Origin of the sequence: Nocardia sp. (assembly GCF_025465275.1) — a bacterium.
In the GTDB taxonomy this organism is placed as follows: domain Bacteria; phylum Actinomycetota; class Actinomycetes; order Mycobacteriales; family Mycobacteriaceae; genus Nocardia.
In genome coordinates, this window is sequence record NZ_JAODNK010000238.1 from 1 (window position 1) to 21,726 (window position 21,726).

A 21,726-nucleotide genomic window follows, 5' to 3' on the forward strand; every position below is an offset into this window, starting at 1 on the left:
TCATGCCCGAGCACGCCGACCCCGGCGCCGTCCAACTGCACGTGGCCGCCGCCGCCGCGATCCGTGGCGGCGACGGCGCGGGCGCCGAGGCCGCCATCCGCGAGATAGTTCTCGAATCCGCCACCGCTGTCGCAGATCTCGGTACCACCACTACTCAGCCGGAAGAAGCGCACTGAGCCGGAATGGGCTGCGGCCGGGCGTTATGCTCTCCGGCATGCGGTTGACTACGAGATCGCCCTGAGAAATATTGGTCACTTCGTGAGTTGTGGCTAGACGGGCGTGCTACTGGTTGTTCGACATGTCGATCGCGTCAATCCGCAGACGCAACCGCATGTCGACTCTGATCCTTTCGTGGTGCGGGTGTTCGACGTGCTCGTGCAATGTCCAGGGGCCGCGACCGCAGGCGGCGCCGTTGACGCCCTCGGTCGCCTCGCTGGACGGCTTCATTGACGTCCGCAGGGGGTACGCGCCGTTAGGCCGACCACAGATCCCTAGAAGTCAAGATTGTATAATATATTTAGTATTCACGACAGGTGGATGGTGAGCTGATATGCGCGAACCGGCACATAGCCACGCCACAACGGCCGCGACTTCCTCGGGCTCCAGGATGCGGTCCAGCAACTGATGCTCGGCGAATGCTTCGACGGTATCGAGGTCGTAGATGCATGCCGATTCCAGGAGCGTATCCGTACGCGTCGAGCCGGGGGAGACGGCGGCCGCGGTGATCCCGATACCGCGCAGGTCGTGTGCCAATCCTTTGAACAGTCCGACGACGGCGTGTTTGGCTGCGTCTGGGCTCGGGATTTCGCAGCATGCTGGGAATCACGGCGTGAGCGAGATTTGCCACCCCGTGCACGCCGATTTCGAACATGGGCGGCCCAATCCTCTGGACGGGTATCCCGCAGCGCCTGACCGCCAGCGATCACCGCAACCGTGGCTATGGCGGCGTCGATTCGCCCGAACTGCTGCTCGGCAAATTGGGCAGCAGCTATGAGAGCGGAGAGATCCCGTACATCCGCGACGATTTCGATGACCGCCCCGTCGTGTGCCGCAGCGACTTTCGTGAACTCGGGTAAATCTGTCTGGGACAAGTACGTCGGCAGGGCCCGGATCGTGGATGGAGGCGCGGGCGAGACCGTAGAGAGTGGCATTGATGCCCTGCCGCAACACATTGTGCACGCCGCGTTCGCCGTCTGCGGCCATGCCCCACAGGCAGGGTTGCCCGGTCATCACGGCCTGTGCGGATTTGCCGTGTGAGTCTCGGTCGACGCCGGTTCCTTCTTTCTGCCGCCAGATGAATGTATAAGATATACAGTGTACCAGCCGAGTTCGGTTGGCTGCGGCGCTGGATTCGGGCAGGTGCTCTGTTTGTGAAACGGAATGGACTGATGCCTACCTTGAGATCGACGGTAGAGGTGACCGGCCAGGACTATCGGCGCAACCGGGCAGCGCAGCTGGCCACGCTGACGGGGTTGGACGAACAATGCGCCATGGGCCGAGGCCGTGCCGCGGCTGATTCCGCCCAGGGTCCGTTGCAGATCTTGCTAACCGGTGACCCGATCGACGCGACGCGCGCGCGCGAAATAGGACTTGCTAGCGACATCGTGGCAGCGACCGACCTGACTTTCGAGACAAACGGACACCTCGGTGGAAGGGAATGATCACAATGGTCGGATTGGATGAGCTACTGGCCGATCTGCATGCAGAGGCTCACATGTTGGACGGGATACTCGGCGACTTACCGACCGACCGATGGGAGCTGCCGACTCCGGCAATAGGGTGGGCGATTCGCGATCAGGTGAGTCATCTTGCATACTTCGACGATGCGGCCGTACTGGCTGCGACTGATCCGGACCGTTTTCGGGTGTCGGCCATAGAACTCGCTACGCTCGGTCCGCGATACGCGGATGTGATCGCCGCTCGGTATCGGAAGATGCCGAGCGCGGAGCTGGCCGTATGGTTCCGCAGCTCACGGGCCAGGCTGTGCGCGGTGTTGTCCGGACTGGATCCACAGAGCCGGATGCCCTGGTACGGGCCGGATATGACTGTTGCCAGTTCGGCTACAACGCGTGTCATGGAAACCTGGGCGCACGGGCTCGATATCGCGGACACACTCGAAATTCCTCTCTCGCCGTCGAGACGGTTGCGGCATATCGCGCATCTGGGAGTACACACGTTTGCGTACAGCTTTCATAACTGGCTGATGCCTGTGCCTGACACGGAGGTTCGTGTCGAACTGATTGCGCCCGATGGTGAGCTCTGGGTATGGGGTCCGGCCGAATCCGAGAGCAGGGTGACGGGCACCGCCCTCGACTTCTGCTTGGTAGTGACCAAGCGGCGGAATTTGCTCGACACCATGCTGCAGGTTACCGGTGAGGTTGCGGCCGCCTGGATGACTATCGCCCAGGCTTACCCAGGTTCAGCCGGGCCAGGGCGACCACCCGCAATCCCGAAGGGGATCGTATGAACGCCAAGCGGGCTATTCGCATCGCGAACTGCTCCGGATTCTACGAAGACCGAGTCGCCGCCGCGAAGGAGATGGTCGAAGGGGGGCCGATCGATGTCCTGACCGGTGACTACTTGGCCGAACTGACCATGCTGGTGCTTTGGAAGGCGAAGGAGAAAGACCCGTCGGCCGGATATGTCAGGACCTTCCTGACTCAAATGGAGCAGGTATTGGGGACCTGCATGGATCGCGGCATTCGGATCGTCACCAACGCGGGCGGGCTCAACCCGGCAGGTTTGGGGTCCAAGCTCTCGGTGCTTGCTGAGCAACTCGGTATGGCTCCTCGGATCGCCTACCTACGGGGAGACGATCTTGTCGAGCAGATTCCGGACCTGATCGCGTCGGGTCATTCGCTGGCAAACATGGATACTGGACAGGCTTTCGACGAAGCCGCCGTCGAGCCCATAACGGCCAATGCCTATCTCGGCGGATGGGGAATCGCGGCAGCGCTTGACGCGGGCGCTGATATCGTCATCTGTCCGCGAGTCGCAGATGCCGCGCTGGTGGTCGGTCCTGCGGCTTGGTGGCACGGCTGGGGACTGACCGACTATGACCAGGTGGCAGGGGCAGTTGTTGCCGGGCACGTCATCGAGTGCGGACCCCAGGCAACCGGAGGCAATTACTCCTTTCTGCGCGAGGTCACTGACCGGCGTCCGCTGGGCTATCCCGTTGCCGCTGTGTTCGCTGATGGCAGCAGCGTTATTACCAAGCACGCCGGCACCGGCGGGCTGGTGTCGAAGGGGACGGTCACAGCACAGTTGCTGTACGAGACCGGCGACCCTGCCTACGAAAATCCGGATGTGGTCGCCCATTTCGACACACTGAAACTGTCCCAGTTGACACCGGACCAGGTGATGATCACCGGCGTCCAAGGAAGTCCGCCCTCGGGGTCAACCAAAGTGGCTATCAACTATCTTGGGGGGTACCGCAACTCGATGACCCTGGTACTCACGGGCCTCGATATCGACGAGAAGGCGAGTTGGGCCGAGCAGCAGCTATTCGAGATCGTCGGTGGGCGAGACACATTCGCCAAAGTGGATACAAGGCTGATCCGCTACGAGCGCCCGGACGCGCCGAGTAATGAGCAAGCAACCGCCCACCTGCGGATCACTGTCGAGGATCCGGATGCCAAAAAGGTTGGCCGACGATTCTCCGATGCCACCATGGAATTGGCCCTCGGCGGATATCCGGGCTTCCATACGACGACGCCGCCGGCCTCCCCCAACTTGTATGGCGTGTATTGGCCTGCGCTCGTCCCCTCCTATCTGGTCCGTCAAGAGGTTGTCATGAACGATGGCAGTACCCTGCTGGTGCCGCCGGTTCCATCGTCGAGCACAGACCGTTCGGCCGGTGAAGCGAGTCATCTCCGTTCGGACGTCGGCGATCCGATCGCAATGGGTGCGACTCGCCGGGTTCCCCTCGGCGCGCTATGTGGAGCGCGCTCTGGGGGCCAGGGAGGTAATGCGAAGATCGGACTCTGGACCACGGACGCGGAGTCCTATTCGTGGCTCGAGCAGTACCTGACAGTCGACCAGTTCCGAGGTCTTCTCGTAGAGGCCCAGGACCTCACCGTACGTAGATACCGTCTTCCGAATCTGAACGCCCTGAATTTTGTCGTAGTCGGATTGCTCGGGGATGATGTCGCGGCATCGGCTCGCCTGGACCCCCAAGCGAAGGGGCTGGGGGAGTACATCAGATCACGTTACGTCGACATACCCGAATCGCTGCTGTGAGCGGATCGCCCCCAGCAATCGAGCAATGATCCTGAACTCGACGCTCAACCTTCATCTACTTCGACAGACGACAGTAACTGCTGTTGGAGGCGGTGTAGGTTCCAGGCTCGGCTTCACCTCGAAGAGCGCTGGCCAGTAGTTCTCAACTCTGTCTCATGCCGTGCGCATACTCGACCGTCTTGCTGAACGGTCCATTCCCTACATGGTTGAGCGGTGGCGAGTTTGTCGAAGCCCTGCAAGATCATGGTCATATTGCCGCGTTCGACCCGCAGTTTGAGCAGCGCCGCTAGCGCACCCCATATCGCGTTGCCGTGCCCCCGGGGATAGGAGTAGCGCGGCGAGGGGCTGCCGGAACATGTCGGCGTGGAAACCGTTGGTAGGTAACGGCTTCGCGGCCCAGCTCGGCCAGAGTTGCTGTGGGACCATCAGGTGCGGGCCACGCAATCGGCGGTGGGCGGGCCTGGAGTCGGGGTTTTCATCCGGAGCCGATCGGAGGTGACTAACTGCGTGTCGCAGGCTCGCAGGTGGCGGCCCGCGAACCGGTCCGCGGGTGACGTCCAGCAGATGGCAGAGGTTGCGTCCCGCGTCGCCGCACCCGCCACACGGCCTTCTTTGAGGGGCAGCAACGGCAGGTCCACAAGGTCGCGGTATCCGAGGAATATTAATCGGGGTAAAGTCCGTTTACGATCGTGTCGGCTTGCGGGGCCACTGCGAACCGCAGGCCGAGCCTGGATCCACTGCTGTGCCCTTGATTGGAGAGATGACATGACGTTGTTCCGGTTAGACGCGAGCATCATGCCCGCCAACTCGTCGAGCGCCGAACTCGCCGATATCGTGCAAGCCACCCGAGCCCAGGCTCGTCCCGACGAGTCGGTGATCCGCCGCAGTATCGGTATCGACCCACTGCCGTCGAACGCGTGGACGGAGGCGACACTGGCGGGGTTCACTCCGGAGACCGACCGCACCCCGGCCCAACTCGAAGCGCTCGCCCTGGCGAAGAGGTTGGCGGGGGAACTCGAGAGTGCCGACGCGGCCATCCTCGCAGTGCCGTTCTACAATTTCGGCGTTTCCCAGCACTTCAAGACCTGGGTCGACTTGGTCATCGCGGGGGCGGGACCGGCCGCGCCGCTCTTGAAAGGCAAGCCCACAGTACTGGTTACCGTGCGGGGCGGCGGTTACGGTCCTGGAACACCACGCGAAGGCTGGGACCATTCCACCGCGTACCTGCGGCGGGTGCTCGCCGACGTCTGGCAGGCCGACCTTACCGTTGTCGAACGCGAACTCACCCTTGCCGCAACCACTCCCGGCATGGAGTCACTGCGGAACTTGGCCGCCGAGCTCCACATCACCGCCCGCGCCACCGCCGGCGCGGCCGGTGAGATCCTGGCGGCCTAGTAGTCGGTCCCGACCGAGACGCAACGAACTCGGTCGGGACCGCCAGGGCCGGTCCACGTGTCCGGCTCGGTCCGTGTCGTTAGCTGGTTTGCTGAGCGTAGAGCTCTGCATGGTCCTTGCGTGAGCGGGTGGACAGGTCGACATCGGAGCCGTTCGTGCACGGTGTACACCGCTGGACGCATCTCGGCATAGCCGGCGGGCGCGTATGCCGACTCCTCGGGCGGCCTGGAAACGACCGCATTGAGGCCGACCACGCCAGTCGGCCTTCCCCCGTACACCCAGCGGTCGATGCCTTGATCGTCGACCTCGATCCGGGGCGTTTCGTCGGCCCATTTTGCCGGTACGCGTCCATTGAACATGTCGGTCGGTTCGACTACGTGGTCGTCGATACTCACCAGCACCATGTCGATATTCATGTCATTCCTTGCTATTGGATCGGCATGAGCAGGCGGCATGTGTGCCCGCGCGCGCCTAGTGATGATGTGATATATCTTATAAAGTCGTCGAGTGCTCAGTCTGGTCGCCATGTCGCGTGTGCAGGCGTTCCGGGTCGAGACTCTGGCCTACGACACCGGTGAGCTGGTCACCCGGGTGGCATCGGCATGACCTCCATCAGCTTGATCTCGTACCGCCGAGTCAGGCGGAGTGGATTCCTGCTGGACTGGCGCACAACACCACGCTGCACGATGTCCGATCGCTGTCGGTATTCTTCGCCGCGGAGATGTTTTCCGACCGGGTGTGGGATCGTGTCAGGGTGCTGGCGGTCGCGCCGCTATTGCACGAGATGATGGTTCGGGCGATGGCGATGCTGGCGCAAAGTGGGGTGGCTGTGCTGGATGTTGCAACGGCGGTGGGTTTCGACAGCCCAAGCGCATTCAGTCGTGTATTCCGTACCTTCACAGGTCTGACGCCGGCCGATTATCGGCGCAGGGCGGGGCAACTGGCGACCACAAATGCTAGCCGGACACACCACAACAGGTAGGCCATCGTAGTTTCGGCATAGCCTCTTTCGAAGGTCGCGAAGGAACATGGTGGATAGAATATAATATTTAGTATTTACTAGAGGCGTAGGACTCGGCGTCGCGCGGAGTAGGTAGTGAGGAACTTCTCGATGGATCGCCACCGGAACAGATCAGAATCTTCGGAGTGTATCGACACAGGTTTGCGGGCGCACCGGCTCCAATACGGGCGCTGGCAGGCACAGATCGACAGCAGAGACATCGTGGTGTCGGTTTCGCCCTTCCGGGTCGTGGCTTTCGAGAACCGTTGTCCGCATCGGGGACTGCCGCTCGATGATGCCGCCATCAAAGGCAGGACGCTCACCTGTCCGTTCCACGGCAGAAGGTTTGATCTCCGAGACGGGCGTCCATTGTCGAGCAAGGACAACCCGACGGCGGCCGGTCGGCCGCTGCCGGTATTTTCCGTCGCCCGAAAGGACGGCCGCCTGCTGGTCCGGTTACCGAGACGAGTAAGTCCGAAGCCAGGTCACTGATCCAGCATCATGATCCCTCGGATGGGAATCACTCGTCTAATGCGTAGCGAACACCGAACCACCAGCGACAGGCTCGCCGTGTGGGTGGCGAGCGGGTGTGGATGAGTACCAGTCGTTGGTCCGGTCGGCCTATCAGGCCGAGGTCGGTTGCTCGGCGAAATAGGTCTGGACGGCGTGTCGAAACCATCGGTTCCGGAACTGAGCGGCTTCGAGGCTCACCTCCGCCTTTGGTGCAAAGAAGTCGAAGGCGTGCCAGCATCCCGGGAAGACCTTGAACTCGACTGGTACACCTGCGGCTCGGAGACTTTCGACATAGTGGGTCGTCTCGTCGCGGAACGGTTCAAGGTCGCCTACATAGGTCAGAGTAGGGGGCAAGCCCTCGTAGTCGGTCGCCCGTGCGGCCGCGGCATAGGCGGGTACATCGTCGGTGCCGTAGAGATCTTTCAGGTAGAGCTTCCATGCAGACATGTTCGTGACGGCGTCCCAGACCGGCGCGTCGTTCTCCCGCGCCGACTCGGTAGCCGATCGGTCGTCGATCATCGGGTAGAGGGGCATCTGAAATGCGATAGCCACGTCACCCCTATCCCGCGCATAGAGCGCCAGCGCGGCGGCCAGGCCGCCGCCCGCGCTCGAGCCGCCGACAGCGATCTGGTCGTCGCGGACACTCAGTCGGGATGCGTTGTCCCGCAACCAGAGCAGTGCAAGGTAGCTATCCTCCAGCGCCGCCGGGTAGGGCGCCTCGCTACTCTTTCGATAGTCTGGCGCGACGACGATGCAATCGCTCTGCTCGATCAATTGCCGGTAGAGCGAGATCTCCATCTCGGGACAGCCGAAGATATACCCGCCGCCGTGCAGCCAGAGCACGCCCGGCGCCTGTCGCTGCGGTTCGAGCGGCGAACAGACGAGCAGCCGCAATAGTGACCCGTCGGGTCGAACGGCCCATTCTTGGCTTATGCGAATGCCTTTCGGCTTCCAATGACGCAGCAGTGACATTGCCCTCGCAGATCGCAGGCTCTGTCGGCGGAGGTCGTCCTCGCTGGCATTCGAATGCAGGCTGCGGTACAGCGCGCCCCGGATGCGTAGCTGCCTGTTCGTCGTCTTTGCGATCAATTTCATCAAGCCTTCTCTGCTGGGCGGCGGCACATCAGTTGCAGAACAGGATTCGCCCCTCGGCCGTGGGTGACCGAGGGGCGTTCCAACTCGGCTGTCGGTCAGGGCGACGCCGAGCGACTGTGGAACAGCAGGTTATGAAAGAAGTCGCCGATACCGGTCCGCTGGTCGCGGCACGGCCAGCGGCTCTCTCATCTTGATTTCGGTAGCGCGCTCATGTGCGCGCCGTCGCGAACGCTTGCTTCGCGATCATGATCTGCTGGATCTGACTGGTGCCCTCATAGATTCGGAACAATCTCGCGTCCCGATAGAAGCGCTCCACCGCAACCCCCCGCATGTATCCGGCGCCGCCGTGAATCTGAACGGCGCGGTCGGCGACTCGGCCCACCATTTCGCTGGCGAAATATTTCGCACACGAGGGGCCCATTCTGGTATCTGTTCCGGCATCGAAGGATTCGGCTGCGGCGAGCACGAGTGATCGGCCCGCCATCACGTCGGTCTGCGAGTCGGCGATCATGCCCTGAATCAGCTGGAACTCCGCGATCGGACGGCCGGACTGACGGCGTTCCAGTGCGTAGGAGATGCTTTCGTCGAGCAGCCGCTGCGCCAGCCCGACACAGAGCGAGGCGATATGCAGTCGGCCGTGCGCGAGACACCGCATGGCGGTGAGATACCCGTTGCCCTCGCCGGCACTGCCGCCGATCAGCGCGTCGGCGGGGACTCGGACATTGTCGAAGTAGACCTCGGCGGTCCACGCTCCGTGCTGCCCCATCTTCCGGTCGCGCGGGCCCACGGTGAGGCCCGGGGTGTCACGCGGGACCATGAAGGCGGAGATGTCGCGTGAGGTCTTCGCCGTCGCGCCATGTCTTGCGAAGACCATGAACACGTCCGCCACAGGGGCATTGGTGATGTAGCGCTTACTGCCGGTGATGGAATACCCGTCATCGGTCTTGGTGACGTGCGTCTTCAGCCCTGCTGGGTCGGAGCCGGCCTCGTCCTCTGTGAGCGCGAACGACGCCGTCCACTCGCCGGACGCCAATCGGGGCAGATGCGTCTTCTTCTGCTCTTCGGTTCCGCCCTCCATCAGTACGTGGCCCGCGATCCCGTTGTTGGTTCCGAACAGAGAACGGAACGCAGGCGTGGTGTAGCCGAGTTCCATGACGAGCCGGGCTTCCTGCGACATCGACAGGCCCAGTCCGCCATAGGCCTCCGGGATCGCGAACCCATACAAGCCGACTTCCGCCGCAAGCCTTTTGAGCTCATCCGGCATTTCATCGGTAGAGTCGATCTGATCTTCGAGGGGAATCACTCGGTCGCGAACCAGGGTCCGAACCGTTTCCAAGACCTCACGGACTTCGGTGTCCTCCATACTGGGAATCTCCTTACTGGATCGGATTGGGTAGGGACACAGGACGTTTCATCCGCGCGGCACCTGACGCCATGGCTTACCCTCCCACTCGTCGGGTTCTTTCGGCAGTCCGAGGACGCGCTCGGCGAGAATATTCTTGTTGACCTCGGTCGTGCCGCCCTCGATGGTGTTGGCCCGGCTGCGGAGCATGCCTCGTACCTGCGGCGGCATCGCCGCGGAGTATTCCGAGGGGTCGCCTTCCCACGCGGTCCCGCCGAGCCCCAGCAGCCGGGCCGCTTCCGCTTGGATCCGCTGGTTGAGTTCGGACCCGTGCACCTTGCCGATCGAACTCTCCGGGCCGGGCGGTTGACCCGCTTTCAGCCCAGCTCGTACGCGCGCATTGGTCCAGCCGCGGATCTGTTCCTCACACCAGAGCCGAATCAGCTTGTGCCGTACCTCGGGATCGTCCCAGCCGTTCGGCAGCGATTTCGCCGAGCGGTCCTGCGCGAGCCGGATAAGCACATCGACTCCGGAGCCACCGATCCGGTCGACTCCGCCGGAGCCCGATCCCGACACCATCTGCCGCTCGCCGCTCAGGGTTACCCGCGCGACCTTCCAGCCCTGATCCACCGGGCCCACGCGCTGAGTGTCGGGCACTCGCGTGTGGTCGAGGAACACCTCGTTGAAGTCGACTTCACCGCCCATATGGCGCAATGGCCTGACCTCCACGCCGGGTCGGTGCATGTCGAGCAAGAAGTAGGTAATGCCCTGCCGCTTGGGAGCATCGGGATTTGTGCGGGCCAGGAGAACGGCGAAATCGGCCAGATGCGCCCAGGTCGTCCAGATCTTCTGTCCCGTAATGGACCACGAGTCGCCACTGCGTTCGGCCCTGGTGGACAGGGACGCGAGATCGCTCCCGGAGCCGGGCTCGCTGAACAGCTGGCACCACACTTCCTCGTTCGTCACGATCTTCGGCAGGAAGCGGAGCCTTTGTTCGTGTGTGCCGTACTCGAACAGGGCCGGTGCGGCCAAATTCAGGCCGAGTGGATTGAGGCGAGGCAACTGATAGCGCCGGAGTTCGCGCTCCGCGGCCTGCCCGAGCTCACGTGGCCAGCCCAGACCGCCGTACTCGACGGGCCATTGGGGGACAACAAGACCCGTGCGCGCGAAGGTGGGATACCACTCCCGATACTCCTGCGGTGTGCGGACGTCGCGGACCGCACTGCCGCTTTCGGCCGCTCGACGCCAAGGGGCGGGAATCTCCGCGGCGATCCAGTCGCGGACGGCGGCGATCGTATCGGCCGGGCTCGCGCACTCGGTAAAACTGAACTCGCTCGTCACGCGTGGACTCTCGCTTTCGTCAGCCCCATCTCGAGGGCTTGCCACAGTGCTCGCTTGGTCGCCGCAAGCGTGTTCGGATCATTGGTTGCGATGAGCTCGCCGAGCTTTTGCGCGGTGGGTCGCAATTCCTCGGGTGACACCACCTCGCTGACCCAGCCGAGCCGGAGGGCTTCGGACGCTCGGATCCGCTCGTGACTGCCCACGAGAGCCATCCGGGCCACCGAGGAAAACGCAGCTTTGCGAGTCAGCGCGATGGTCTCCAGCGCACTGACCTGGCCGACGCTCACATGACTGTCGAGGAAGTACGCCTCCGAGGACGCGATGACTACGTCCGAGTCGGCCACGAAGTGCAGTCCGCCGCCGGCGCAGACGCCGTTCACCGCAGTGATGATGGGTTTGGTTACGCCGCAGTGCCACCCGGACAACTGTGGATCGGCCTGCTTCGTCCTCCGTGACATTGCTTTGAGGGCGGCTGGATCCCTGCTCAGCTGTGCCAGGTCGAGGCCGGTCTGGAAGGCGCCGCCCGCTCCGGTCACGGCGATTACGGCAACACCGGGATCGGCATCGAGGTGCGCCCAGGCCCTCGGCAGTTCGGCCATCATCTCCGCGTCCAGCGCGTTACCGATGTGCGGTCGATTGAAGATCAGCCAGCCGACCGGGCCGTGTTGCTCGATCAGCACGGATGCTGCTCGCGTCGAAGGGGAGTGATCTCCGGCCTCGTCGCCGGCGGGCTCCTCGTCCACCTGGGCCTCCTGAAATGCTTTGCCATGTCTATGATATATTGTATATCATAGTGCTCGCTAGGGTAGCGAAGTTGTGACGATGGATGGGACTGGTTAGTTGGGTACTTCTGGAGCGATCACGGATGAAGGTGTGGCGCAGCTGCGTTCCCGGATAGGCGTTCCTCAGGTATATCCGGCGCCGCCGCACTACCGACGACCCGGCGAGGACGCATTCCGGAACGTAGCGCAGTCGTATGGGGATGACAACCCGCTGTGGTGTGAACCGGATTATGGGGCGGACACGCGCTGGAAAGAGGTAATCGCACCTCCCGCACTGATCGGCGGGGACAGCTTGATCGGTGCGGACCTGCTTACCGATGACGAGCTGGCGCGCCAGGATGAACTTCGAGGTGATCCGCTACGCGGGGTGCACGCTTTCTACGCGGCCAGCGAGCGGGAATGGTGGGCTCCGTTGACATCCGGCAACGAGATCTCCCGCCGGACGGCTCTGGTCGATGTCGTCGACAAGCCGAGCGAATTCGGTGGCAGGGCCATCCAGGAATGGACCGCACAGGCATATCAAACAACCGGCGGCACTTTGCTGGGCGCCCAGTACCGGATGATGTACCGGACCGAGCGCGAGAAGGCGCGCGAGCGCAGCAAGTACAAAGACGTGGTGATCGAGCCTTGGGACAAGGACGCGATCGCCGACCTGGACGCCCAGTACGCGCTGGAGAAGCCGCGCGGAGCCGAACCTCGGTGGTGGGAGGACGTGAAAGTCGGCGATCCGGTCAGCACATTGCTGAAAGGTCCGCTCACCGTCACGGACATGATCTGCTGGCATGTCGGCATGGGAATGGGCATGTATAACGTCGCCCCGCTGCGTTTGGGATACCGCAACCGCCTTCGGATTCCGCGCTTCTATCACCGCGACGAGCTCGGTGTGCCCGATGTGATGCAGCGGGTGCACTGGGACCCGGAATTCGCTAAAAGGTCCGGCAACCCAACCACATTCGACTACGGGCGCATGCGCGAAACGTGGCTCATCCACGCGTGTACGGACTGGATGGGCGACGACGCCTGGTTGTGGCGGCTCCGGGTGGAGTTCCGCAAGTTCAACTACGTCGGCGACGTCCAATGGATCGAGGGCAAGGTGGTTCGCCACTATCTCGCCGACGGCGAGCGCCCGGCCATTGATCTGGAGTTGTGGACCCGCAACCAACGAGGCGAGATCACCTCTCCGGCCACGGCGACCATTCTTTTGCCGAGCCGGCAGTACGGCCTGGTGCGATTGCCCGATCCGCCAGGGAGCGCTAGAACTCTCACCGACGTCTTCGATGCGACGATCAATCGATTCCAGCGAGGCGACAATGGCCGGTGACGATCTGACATTGCTACGGCAGACAGTACGATCGGCCTTTACCGAACTGTCCCCGGCCGCGGTCGTCCGGCAGCAGATGGCGACCCTCCGTGGCTGGGACAATCAGGTGTGGTCCCGTTTGTGTACGGAACTTGGTCTCGCAGGTCTGGCCGTGCCGGAGGAATACGGCGGTAGTGGCGGGTCCGCAGTGGATCTCGGCGTGGTATTCGAGGAAGCGGGCCGCGCGCTGTTGACGGCGCCATTGTTCGCCAACGCCGCGCTCGCCGCGCCCCTGCTGCTCGCGCTCGATGATGAACAGGCCAACCATCGGTATCTGCCGGGTATCAGCGACGGTTCGCTGGTGGCAACGGTGGTCACCGCCGACGCCGCCGGCGTGAGTATTCCGGAAGTGGTCCCCTTCTCGGCGTCCGAGCGGGGTGGCATTCCGGTATTGACCGGCTATGCCAGCTTCGTGGTGGATGGTGTTTTCGCCGACCTGATCCTGGTGCCGGCGCGGACCGCGGAGGGGTTGGGTGTGTTCGCGGTGGAGGCCGAGGCAGCCGGTCTACGGGTCCCTCCGCTCGTTACTCTCGATGAAACCCGAAAGCAGGGACAGCTTTTCCTGGACGAGACGCCGGCCCGCCGCGTCGGCGAGGGCGATGCGACGGCAGCCTTCCGTCGCGCCCTCGATATCGCACGGGTGTTGTTGGCAAACGAACAGGTTGGCGCAGCGGCATATTGCCTCGAGGCGACCGTGGAGTATGCGAAGACGCGTATTCAGTTCGGTCGCCCGATCGGATCGTTCCAAGCGGTCAAACAGAAGGTTGCCGAGCAACTCATTCTGGTCGAGTCGGCCAGGTCGGCCGCCATGACCGGCGCCGAGTCCGCCGCGGGGTTACCCGGTGCCCCCGACCTGACCATCGCTGCCGCGGTTGCGCAGTCCTATTGCTCCGAAGTATTCGTCACGGTTACGGCGGAAATGATCCAACTGCACGGAGGTATCGGGTTCACCTGGGAACACGAGGCGCACCTGTACTACAAACGTGCCTGGACAAGTCGCGAACTACTTGGCGCCCCAGCACAACACCTGGAGACCCTCGCCCGGACGTTGACCGACGCCCCTGTCGCGCACTAGAGGGACGGGTCCGTCAGCGGCGCGACGGAACAGCGCGAACACAACCCCCGTACGCCAGAAGGGACAGCGATGTCTATCAGAGCCGCCAGCAACGAAAACGCTGCGCAGGACGACCTTTCGGTTGTTCTGACCGCGCATTCCAGCGAACCAGCAGCGGAAATCGTGCACTGGGTGTCGGGTTCGGCAACTCTCGCGTACGTGACAGCGTCGGCGCACAACCTTGCGGGTCATCTTGGCCAAATGCACCGAGCGCCAGTGGTTTGCGTGGTAGATCGCGGCGTCGACGCGATAGTCGCAATGTTCGGCACCTGGCTGGCCGGAGGTGTGTATGTGCCGATCAATTCCCGATTGCCCGACACCGAACTGCACCGCCAGCTCGCAGAGTGCAACCCGGCGATGGTCATCACCACAGGGGCACAGGCGGCGCGGATCCCGCAGTCGTTCAGTCGTGCGGTGACGCTGGATACCGGAGACTGGAGCATCCTTGACGGGGCCGATCCATGGTCTGGCACTCGCTTTCCCGAAGGAACCGCACTGGTGATGCGCACTTCGGGCACGACCGGTGCGGCGAAGCCAGTGTTGTTGGAGCACACCGGAGTATTGGACGGCATCGATACCGTCATCGGACAGCTTCGCGGGCGGTCCGCAAGCAGCAATGACAACCGACCGGCCATGCCGAATCTGGTACCCACATCGCTGGCACTGTGGGCAGGGATTTGGAATACGTTGTTCGCGCTCAGGCTGAGCGCCCCAGTGGTTCTGCTGGACCGTTTCGACGCGCTGGACTACATGTCGATGGTCAAGAAGTTCGGGATCAAATCCACTGTGCTCGCACCGGCAATGATGACGATGTTATTGACAGACTCGCGCGTCGCCGACCTGAGTCCCCTACGGCTGGTCCGATCTGTCACGGCGCCGCTCGTTCCCGACCAGGCGCGCCGATTTCATGACCGATTCGGTGTCGACGTACTGAATTCGTACGGGCAGACCGAACTCGGTGGGGAAGTCGTCGGCTGGACCGCCGCCGATATCCGAGAGTTCGGCGACAGCAAACTCGGGGCCGTGGGCCGGCCGCATCCAGGCGTCTCGATTCGCATCCTCGACGGAGCGCAGCAAGACCTCCCCGCCGAAACTGTGGGTGAAGTCTTTGTCCGCTCGCCGTTTTCGGCCCGGGAATCGGATCTGGACAGCGACCGCTTTGTCGACGGGTACATGCGCACAGGAGATCTCGGTCGCGTGGACCACGATGGTTTTCTGTGGCTCGAAGGCAGGGTCTCGGACATGATCAACCGCGGCGGTCTGAAGATCGTGCCCCAGGACGTCGAGACTGCGCTCCGGACCTACCCCGACGTGGCCGATGCCTGCGTCGCCGGTGTGCCTGACGAGAGGCTCGGCGAGGTGCCGGTGGCGTGGATACTGGCCGTCCCGGGTACCCAGCCCGATGAAATGGCCGTTCGGGCCTTCCTTCGAGAGCGAATTCCCCCCTACCAGGTACCGGTGGCAGTGCGGGTGCTGGACAACGACTTTCCCAGAAACGAGATCGGGAAGATTCTGCGACGCGAACTCGTCGCGAGTTACATCCCGGCGACCGACCCTTTGAAAGGCTCCTCTGGTGAACTACGAAACGCTTGATGTGCAGCGCCGAGGCCATGTCGGCTGGCTCATCTTCAACCGGCCCGATCGCCGTAATGCGATGAACCACGTCATGCGTGACGAGCTGCGGACGGCGTGGACCGAACTGAACGACGATCCCGACGTCAGGGTAATCGTCAACGCAGCACACGGGCGGGACTTTCAAACCGGCGCCGATGTGGTCGAATTGGCTACCGACGGACTGGGAATGGAGCGCTACCGCCAGTCCATGGAGGAATTCGATCTGGGATTCACCTCGTGGCACCTGGGAATCGACAAGCCGGTCATCGCCGCGGTGAACGGAATCTGCGCGGGCGGTGGCCTGCACTTCGTGGCGGACGCCGATATCGTGATCGCTGCCGGCGACGCCTGCTTCACCGACCCCCATGTATCGGTCGGCCAGGTCAGCGCGGTCGAGACCATCGGTCTGATCCGCAAGATGCCTGCCGAAGCAGTGCTGCGCATGGCACTGGTGGGGCGTCATGAACGGATGAGTGCCGCCCGAGCGTACGAACTCGGCATGGTCAGTGAGGTCATCGATCCACCGGAGCAGCTGCACGAAGCGGCTCAGGCGCTGGCCGAAAAGATCGCCCTCAACTCCCCGGCCGCAACGCGGGCCACCAAGCGGGCACTGTGGGGTGCGCTCGAAAAGGGCCTGACGGAGGCCTGTAAGTCCGGTGCGGCCGAGTTGGTGAGTCTGTGGGGGCATCCAGACCAGTCCGAGGGGCCGGCGGCATTCGCGGAGAAGCGCGAGCCGCGGTGGAAGGTGAGCTGACAATCGACATGCGGTCCTCAGCGAATCCTGTCGCGATCGGCACCCCTGGGGACCCGATGACACATCGCCAGATCATGCAGACTCTGGCCGGACTTCTGGCGAGTCTGTTCGTCGCGATCCTGTCTTCGACCATCGTGTCGAACGCGTTGCCGACTATCATCGCCGATCTGCACGCGGGCCAGACCGCCTATAGCTGGGTCATCACCGCGAACCTGCTCGCGATCACCGTCGCCACCCCGATTTGGGGCAAGCTGTCGGACCTGGTCGACCGAAAACTGTTGGTGCAGCTGAGCCTGGTTGTCTTCGTCACGGGCTCGGTGGTGGCGGCGCTGTCGGTCGACACCGGTCAGCTGATTGCCGCCCGTGTGGTCCAGGGCATCGGTTCGGGCGGGATCACGGCATTGACCCAGACCGTGCTGGCCGTCATGGTATCCCCCCGCGAGCGAGGCCGCTACACCGGTTATATGAGCGGACTGTTCGCGATCGGCACGGTGCTGGGGCCGCTGCTCGGCGGCGCCATTGTGGACACCACGTGGCTGGGGTGGCGGTGGTGCTTCGCCGTCGGAATCCCGGTTGCCGCAGTCGCTTCGGTGGTGCTCCAGAAGACCATGAAGCTGCCGACGATCAAAAGGCGGGTATCGGTGGACTGGCTCGGCGCGCTGCTGATTGCCGCCAGCACCTCACTGCTGCTGATCTGGATCTCCTTTGCCGGCAACAGGTATCCGTGGATCTCCTGGCCGACGGTCATGCTGGCCGGGGGCGGCATTGCGCTCGGTGCGCTGCTGGTTCTCGTGGAGTCGAAGACCGCCGAGCCGGTCATTCCGTTGCACCTGTTCCGCAATCGCACGGTTGCCCTCGCCATCGCCGCGTCCCTGGTGGTCGGTGTCGCCATGTACGCCGGCACGACCTTCCTGAACCAGTATTTCCAGTTGGCGCGGGACGAATCACCGGTCGCCGCGGGGCTGCACACGCTACCGATGATCTTCAGCCTCGCGATCGTCTCGCTGTGTTCGGGCCGGATCATCACCAAGACCGGGCGCTGGAAGCCGATCCTGCTGATCGGCAGCGCATTCACTCTCGCCGGGGTCGTGCTGCTGGGCACCGCCCGTACCGACACCAACTACGCACAGCTGATGCTCTACATGTTCCTACTCGGCGCCGGCATCGGCATGACCATGCAGAACCTGATCCTCGCCGTGCAGAACCAAGTTCGCATCGAAGACATCGGGGCCGCAAGCGCCACAGTCGCTTTCACCCGTAGCCTCGGCGGCGCGATCGGCGTCGCCGCCCTGGGCGCGATCATGGCGACCAGGATCGGCCACTACACCGACACGGGCTTGGCGCATCTCGGCATCCGAGGGAACCGCTCCGCGGCCTCCGCCACCCTGCCCAACATGTCCGGTTTACCTGGTCCGGTCCGCGCTGTCGTCGAAAGCGCCTACGGCCACGGCATAGCCGATGTCTTTCTCTGCACCACGCCACTGGTCGCCCTCGCACTGATCGCTGTCGTGTTCATTCGCGAGGTTCCGCTACGCACGACCGTTATGACGCCGGTCGCCGAACCAGTGCGATGACCGCTGTGCGATAGATCCGCCGCAATGCCGCTCCGGGAGGGTGCGGCATTGCGGCGGACTGCTAGGCGAGGCCGTACAGGCGCAGGTCGGTGACGTACTTGGTGATTAGTTCCCGGCTCAGATGAGGGATTTCGCCATCCGGGGTGACGCTCGCGGCCCGCACGGCCGCGCGAAACTTCTCGGCAGGCAGGGCAGCACCCTCGGTTGGCGATGCGGGGTGGCGGAGTGAGTGCAGCAGGGGGAGCATCGTGTGCTGGTGCTCGTGTTCCGGCAGCGCCCGCAGGGCGGTCTCGAAGCGGGCCAACCACTCCGAGTAGTCGTCGATGCGGATGATCACTTCGCCCGACTCGATCAACCAGTCGACGAATTCGTCCAGGGACAGGCCGTCGTCGTGCGGGTTGAGTACGTCGAAGGCATGGAATCCGGTGGTTGCCTCCGCGCCGAGGACGGTGATGGCCGCGGCCGTGAAGTCAGCGGGCAGGCCGTCGTAGTGCGCGCGCCGGCGGTTGCCGTCGGAGTCGGTCTCGTAGAACGACTTCGGGGCGATGCCGGTGGCGATCAGGCTCAGTAGCAGGCGGGTGAAGCGGTCCGGCAGGTTCAGTTGACCGGCAAACCGGCTGTGCGCCAGGATCATGTCGGAGCGAAACACTGTCACCGGCAGTCCGAACCGGTCGTGGGCCTCGTGCAAGAGCACCTCGCCCGCCCATTTGCTGCTGCCGTAGCCGCCGGCGTAGTCATCACCGAGCGAGCGGACCGGGCTGATCTGCCGGATGTCGCCATCCTCGGTGAATATCTTGCGTTCCTGTCTGCCCGCGACCGCGACGGAGGACAAGAATGAGACCGGCTTCCGCCGCGTGGTGAGCGCCAGCCGAATCACCTCGGCGGTCCCGGTGACGTTGGGGCCGAACAACTGCTCGTAGGGCAGCACATGGTTGACCAGCGCGGCCGCATGGACAATCAGGTCGACCGTGTCCGCCAGCTCGTGCCACTCCTGTTCGCCCAGCCCGAAATTCGGTTCACCAATGTCCCCGACGAGTACTCGCAGCCGTCGATCGGCCAAAGTTCTGAAGCGCCGCAGCAGGTCCGGGTCGCCGGTGTCGAATACCGAGTTGAGGCGCTGCCGGGCCGTCGCGGCATCGCTACCGCGCAGCAGGCAGATCAGCGTCCCCTTCGAATTATCCAGCCGCTGTAGCCATTCCATGCACAGGAACCGTCCGAGGTAGCCGTTGGCTCCGGTGAGCAAGACCGTGGTTGCCGGCTCGGTGACCTGCGGGATCCCCGCCGCTTGCGCGAGGGTCGGGCCATCGAGGAATTTATCGAGCGTCAGGTCCGCAGCGCGGATCTCGATGCCCCGGCCGTGCACGGAGGCTGCGGTCGGGCGCGTACCTCCGGACGTTCGCTCGGTCTCGATGTAGTCGGCCAAGTGGCGCAGATCGGTTGTCGGGCCGACGATCACGCCGACCGGCACCTCGATCTCGAATATCTCCCGCAGCAGCGTCGACAGGGACAGCGCTGACAGCGAATCTCCGCCGAGGTCGGTGAAGTGCGCGCCGAAGTCGATCGTCGTCCCGGCACGGCCGAGCAATGCGCGTACCGCCAGGCCCACCGTCTGCAGCACCGGCCGATCCGCCGATCCGCCGCGCAATGCCTGTAGTTCGTCGGCCTGCTGGGCCCCCAGTTCGGTGTAGAGCTGCTCGAGGCGTTCGCCGTAGCGCTCTTTCAGGTTGGGCCGCAGTGGTTTTCCGATGGCCGACAGCAGTCCGTTATCGGCCGAGAAGGGCACGGTCTCGACGAGGAAGTCGCGGGGAATCTCGTAGGAGTTCAATTCGGCCCGCCTGGCGATCTGCTGCAGCGACTCGCTGAGCGCCCCGATCGGATCCGCCACCGCCACCGCCGCCTCGGTCGGCACCACCACGGCAAGCAGGTAGGCGCGCTCGCTGGAACCGTAGATGAAGATCTGCCGGATCAGCGGGCTCGTCGAGTATGCCGCTTCCAGCTTGGCGACCGTGACGAACTCGCCCTGCGACAGCTTGAGCACATTGTTGCGGCGGTCCAGATACACCAGGTGATCCGGCGCGACCTCGGCCATCACGTCCCCGGTCCGATAGAAGCCCTCCTCGTCGAACACCTCCGCGGTGATCTCGGGGCGCCGGTAGTAACCGCCAAACATCGTCGTCGTCTTCAAGAGGAGCTCGCCGCGTGGATGCGGCTTGTCGGTGCGGAAGTAGCCGAGCTCAGGCACGTCCGCGAGCTTGTACTCGATGACCGGTGGACGACGAATTCGACTGTCGATCAACACCCCACCGCCGGTTTCGGTAGAGCTGTAGCCGTCGCGCAATTCGATCCCGAGCGTTGATTCCATGAATGCCCGGATCTCCGCCGAGAGCGGTGCGCTGGCGGAGTAGGCGAGCAGATGACGGCCGCCCAGCACCTTCTCACGAAGGTCTGCCTGGACCGCCTCTTCGGCGTCGGCACGATGCTCGCCCGCCGACATCCGCCCATCGATCTCGGTCAGGTAGCGCTGAAACAGCATCTCGCACACGCGCGGTACGAAGAAGAGCTCGGTCGGCCGGACCAGTGCGAGGTCGTCGAACAACGTCGACATATCGCTGGCCGCCGCGAGATAGGCGGTGCCTCCGGCAACGAACGTGCCCGACAAGGTGGTTCGCCCGGCCGCATGGCTCAGCGGCATGTAGCTGAAGGTGATGCGGGGCAGCTGCCGCCCGGTGCCGAACAGCCACTTCGTCGTGGCAAGCCGGTCGCTGTACATGGCGCCCTTCGGCGCTCCGGTGCTGCCGGAGGTGTAGACCAGCAGTGCCAGCGGATCTTCGTCGGTGTCCGGTAGGTGCGGCGCCACCGCCGGCAGCGATCGGCCCCGGTCGACAGCCTCCGCCAGCGTCTCCAGCACTACCGGCCGGCCGCGCTCGGTCAGACGACGTCGTGCCGATTCGAACGTTTCGCGCTGGTAGTCGTCCTCGGGGTGGTAGTCGAACACGAGCAGCCGGCCGGGTGCGGTCGTGCCGATCACGACAGCCTCGACAGCCGCGCCGAGCAGCTCCAGACTGGTTGCCAGTACCCGCGGCGAGGTCTCATCTAGGATCGAATTCCATTGCGCCACAGTCCCGTTCGCCTGCAATGGCACCGCTACCGCGCCCAGGTGTACGCATGCCAGGTCCACGGTCACGTAGTCGGTACTGACGAAGCCGAGTGTGCACACGAACTCCCCCCCGCGCACGGTGCACACGGGGTTGTCCCGCCAATGAACGGACAACGCGCCCACTCGTGCCCACAGCTCCCCGTAACTCACCGTGTCATAGCGCGGCAGCAGCGAACGCACCCGGCGACCGGTTCCGTCGGTGATCAGTTCGGCTGCCCGCTCCCCGAGCGCGGGCCGGTCAGCGTAGCCCTCCATGACCGTTGCCACCACCTCTGCCTGGCGCAGTCCAGGCCGGCACACAGCGGCGGTCACCGCGGGCAGCGGCATGGCGGCGCGCACCTGATCGTCGGCCAGTACGGCGGCCGCGCGCTGCTCGCCTGTCAGTTGTAGAGCTCCGCGGGTCATCGAGGTCCTTCCGGCTTACTTGGTCGTACAAGGCCCCTCCC

Annotated in this window: 17 protein-coding genes and 1 pseudogene; 11 read left to right on the forward strand and 7 right to left on the reverse strand. The window is 63.8% G+C overall.

The window, feature by feature from the left end:
* Positions 1-498: 498 nt before the first annotated feature.
* Positions 499-804: an SDR family oxidoreductase gene (locus JWN03_RS45735; protein WP_366914574.1), complete on the reverse strand. Its 306-nt coding sequence runs from the start codon at positions 802-804 to the stop codon at positions 499-501.
* Between the two features lie 65 nt (positions 805-869).
* Between JWN03_RS45735 and JWN03_RS45185 the strand changes: the two genes are divergently transcribed.
* The 4 genes from JWN03_RS45185 (at position 870) to JWN03_RS45205 (ending at position 5,634) form a co-directional block, all read left to right on the forward strand.
* Positions 870-1,076, forward strand: coding sequence for a hypothetical protein (locus JWN03_RS45185; protein WP_297628991.1), 207 nt, complete (start codon positions 870-872; stop codon positions 1,074-1,076).
* A 581-nt stretch (positions 1,077-1,657) separates the two neighbouring features.
* Positions 1,658-2,467: a TIGR03084 family metal-binding protein gene (locus tag JWN03_RS45195; protein WP_297628992.1), complete on the forward strand. Its 810-nt coding sequence runs from the start codon at positions 1,658-1,660 to the stop codon at positions 2,465-2,467.
* Positions 2,464-4,239 (forward strand): acyclic terpene utilization AtuA family protein, encoded by a 1,776-nt coding sequence (locus JWN03_RS45200; RefSeq protein ID WP_297628993.1) that lies wholly within the window; start codon positions 2,464-2,466, stop codon positions 4,237-4,239. Before JWN03_RS45195 ends, JWN03_RS45200 begins: the two co-directional genes overlap by 4 nt.
* Before the next feature lie 765 nt (positions 4,240-5,004).
* Entirely contained in the window at positions 5,005-5,634 is a 630-nt protein-coding gene (locus JWN03_RS45205) for an FMN-dependent NADH-azoreductase (protein WP_297628994.1), read from the forward strand.
* A gap of 143 nt (positions 5,635-5,777) precedes the next feature.
* Here the strand turns inward: JWN03_RS45205 and JWN03_RS45210 are convergent.
* A pseudogene (locus tag JWN03_RS45210) lies at positions 5,778-6,050 on the reverse strand (amidohydrolase family protein); the annotation flags it as partial.
* Positions 6,051-6,208: 158 nt separating this feature from the next.
* Between JWN03_RS45210 and JWN03_RS45215 the strand changes: the two are divergent.
* Together JWN03_RS45215 and JWN03_RS45220 are read left to right on the forward strand one after the other, a co-directional pair.
* Positions 6,209-6,616: a helix-turn-helix domain-containing protein gene (locus JWN03_RS45215; RefSeq protein ID WP_297628995.1), complete on the forward strand. Its 408-nt coding sequence runs from the start codon at positions 6,209-6,211 to the stop codon at positions 6,614-6,616.
* Between the two features lie 129 nt (positions 6,617-6,745).
* Positions 6,746-7,126, forward strand: coding sequence for a Rieske (2Fe-2S) protein (locus JWN03_RS45220; RefSeq protein WP_297628996.1), 381 nt, complete (start codon positions 6,746-6,748; stop codon positions 7,124-7,126).
* A gap of 132 nt (positions 7,127-7,258) precedes the next feature.
* On the opposite strand, the gene JWN03_RS45225 is transcribed toward JWN03_RS45220, so the two are convergent.
* From JWN03_RS45225 to JWN03_RS45240, 4 genes are all read right to left on the reverse strand, one after another.
* On the reverse strand, positions 7,259-8,242 hold the full coding sequence (locus JWN03_RS45225) for an alpha/beta hydrolase (protein WP_297628997.1): 984 nt from the start codon (positions 8,240-8,242) through the stop codon (positions 7,259-7,261).
* Between the two features lie 208 nt (positions 8,243-8,450).
* Positions 8,451-9,605: an acyl-CoA dehydrogenase family protein gene (locus JWN03_RS45230; RefSeq protein ID WP_297628998.1), complete on the reverse strand. Its 1,155-nt coding sequence runs from the start codon at positions 9,603-9,605 to the stop codon at positions 8,451-8,453.
* Between the two features lie 48 nt (positions 9,606-9,653).
* Positions 9,654-10,925 (reverse strand): acyl-CoA dehydrogenase family protein, encoded by a 1,272-nt coding sequence (locus JWN03_RS45235; RefSeq protein WP_297628999.1) that lies wholly within the window; start codon positions 10,923-10,925, stop codon positions 9,654-9,656.
* Complete coding sequence (locus tag JWN03_RS45240) at positions 10,922-11,668, reverse strand: enoyl-CoA hydratase/isomerase family protein (protein WP_297629000.1); 747 nt, start codon at positions 11,666-11,668, stop codon at positions 10,922-10,924. Before JWN03_RS45240 ends, JWN03_RS45235 begins: the two co-directional genes overlap by 4 nt.
* Before the next feature lie 130 nt (positions 11,669-11,798).
* Here JWN03_RS45240 and JWN03_RS45245 point away from each other — a divergent pair, with 130 nt between their 5' ends.
* The 5 genes from JWN03_RS45245 (at position 11,799) to JWN03_RS45265 (ending at position 18,123) form a co-directional block, all read left to right on the forward strand.
* The gene (locus JWN03_RS45245; protein WP_297629001.1) at positions 11,799-13,028 is read left to right on the forward strand and encodes an FAS1-like dehydratase domain-containing protein; all 1,230 of its coding nucleotides are present in this window, start codon (positions 11,799-11,801) and stop codon (positions 13,026-13,028) included.
* Positions 13,018-14,142, forward strand: coding sequence for an acyl-CoA dehydrogenase family protein (locus JWN03_RS45250; protein ID WP_297629002.1), 1,125 nt, complete (start codon positions 13,018-13,020; stop codon positions 14,140-14,142). Before JWN03_RS45245 ends, JWN03_RS45250 begins: the two co-directional genes overlap by 11 nt.
* Positions 14,143-14,313: 171 nt before the next feature.
* Positions 14,314-15,774: a class I adenylate-forming enzyme family protein gene (locus tag JWN03_RS45255; RefSeq protein ID WP_441343184.1), complete on the forward strand. Its 1,461-nt coding sequence runs from the start codon at positions 14,314-14,316 to the stop codon at positions 15,772-15,774.
* Positions 15,752-16,549: an enoyl-CoA hydratase/isomerase family protein gene (locus tag JWN03_RS45260; RefSeq protein WP_441343185.1), complete on the forward strand. Its 798-nt coding sequence runs from the start codon at positions 15,752-15,754 to the stop codon at positions 16,547-16,549. Before JWN03_RS45255 ends, JWN03_RS45260 begins: the two co-directional genes overlap by 23 nt.
* 56 nt (positions 16,550-16,605) lie before the next feature.
* Entirely contained in the window at positions 16,606-18,123 is a 1,518-nt protein-coding gene (locus JWN03_RS45265; protein WP_297629005.1) for an MDR family MFS transporter, read from the forward strand.
* Between the two features lie 61 nt (positions 18,124-18,184).
* Here JWN03_RS45265 and car read toward each other — a convergent pair whose 3' ends face one another.
* A complete protein-coding gene (gene car, locus JWN03_RS45270; protein ID WP_297629006.1) occupies positions 18,185-21,685 on the reverse strand; it encodes a carboxylic acid reductase in 3,501 nt (1,166 codons plus the stop codon).
* Positions 21,686-21,726: the final 41 nt, after the last annotated feature.

Bases quoted from the DNA above. Each gene is read 5' to 3' on its own strand.
- JWN03_RS45185 (WP_297628991.1), top strand. From the start codon at position 870: ATGGGCGGCCCAATCCTCTGGACGGGTATCCCGCAGCGCCTGACCGCC.
- JWN03_RS45195 (WP_297628992.1), top strand. From the start codon at position 1,658: ATGATCACAATGGTCGGATTGGATGAGCTACTGGCCGATCTGCATGCA.
- JWN03_RS45200 (WP_297628993.1), top strand. From the start codon at position 2,464: ATGAACGCCAAGCGGGCTATTCGCATCGCGAACTGCTCCGGATTCTAC.
- JWN03_RS45205 (WP_297628994.1), top strand. From the start codon at position 5,005: ATGACGTTGTTCCGGTTAGACGCGAGCATCATGCCCGCCAACTCGTCG.
- JWN03_RS45220 (WP_297628996.1), top strand. From the start codon at position 6,746: ATGGATCGCCACCGGAACAGATCAGAATCTTCGGAGTGTATCGACACA.
- JWN03_RS45225 (WP_297628997.1), bottom strand. From the start codon at position 8,242: ATGAAATTGATCGCAAAGACGACGAACAGGCAGCTACGCATCCGGGGC.
- JWN03_RS45230 (WP_297628998.1), bottom strand. From the start codon at position 9,605: ATGGAGGACACCGAAGTCCGTGAGGTCTTGGAAACGGTTCGGACCCTG.
- JWN03_RS45250 (WP_297629002.1), top strand. From the start codon at position 13,018: ATGGCCGGTGACGATCTGACATTGCTACGGCAGACAGTACGATCGGCC.
- JWN03_RS45265 (WP_297629005.1), top strand. From the start codon at position 16,606: ATGACACATCGCCAGATCATGCAGACTCTGGCCGGACTTCTGGCGAGT.
- car (WP_297629006.1), bottom strand. From the start codon at position 21,685: ATGACCCGCGGAGCTCTACAACTGACAGGCGAGCAGCGCGCGGCCGCC.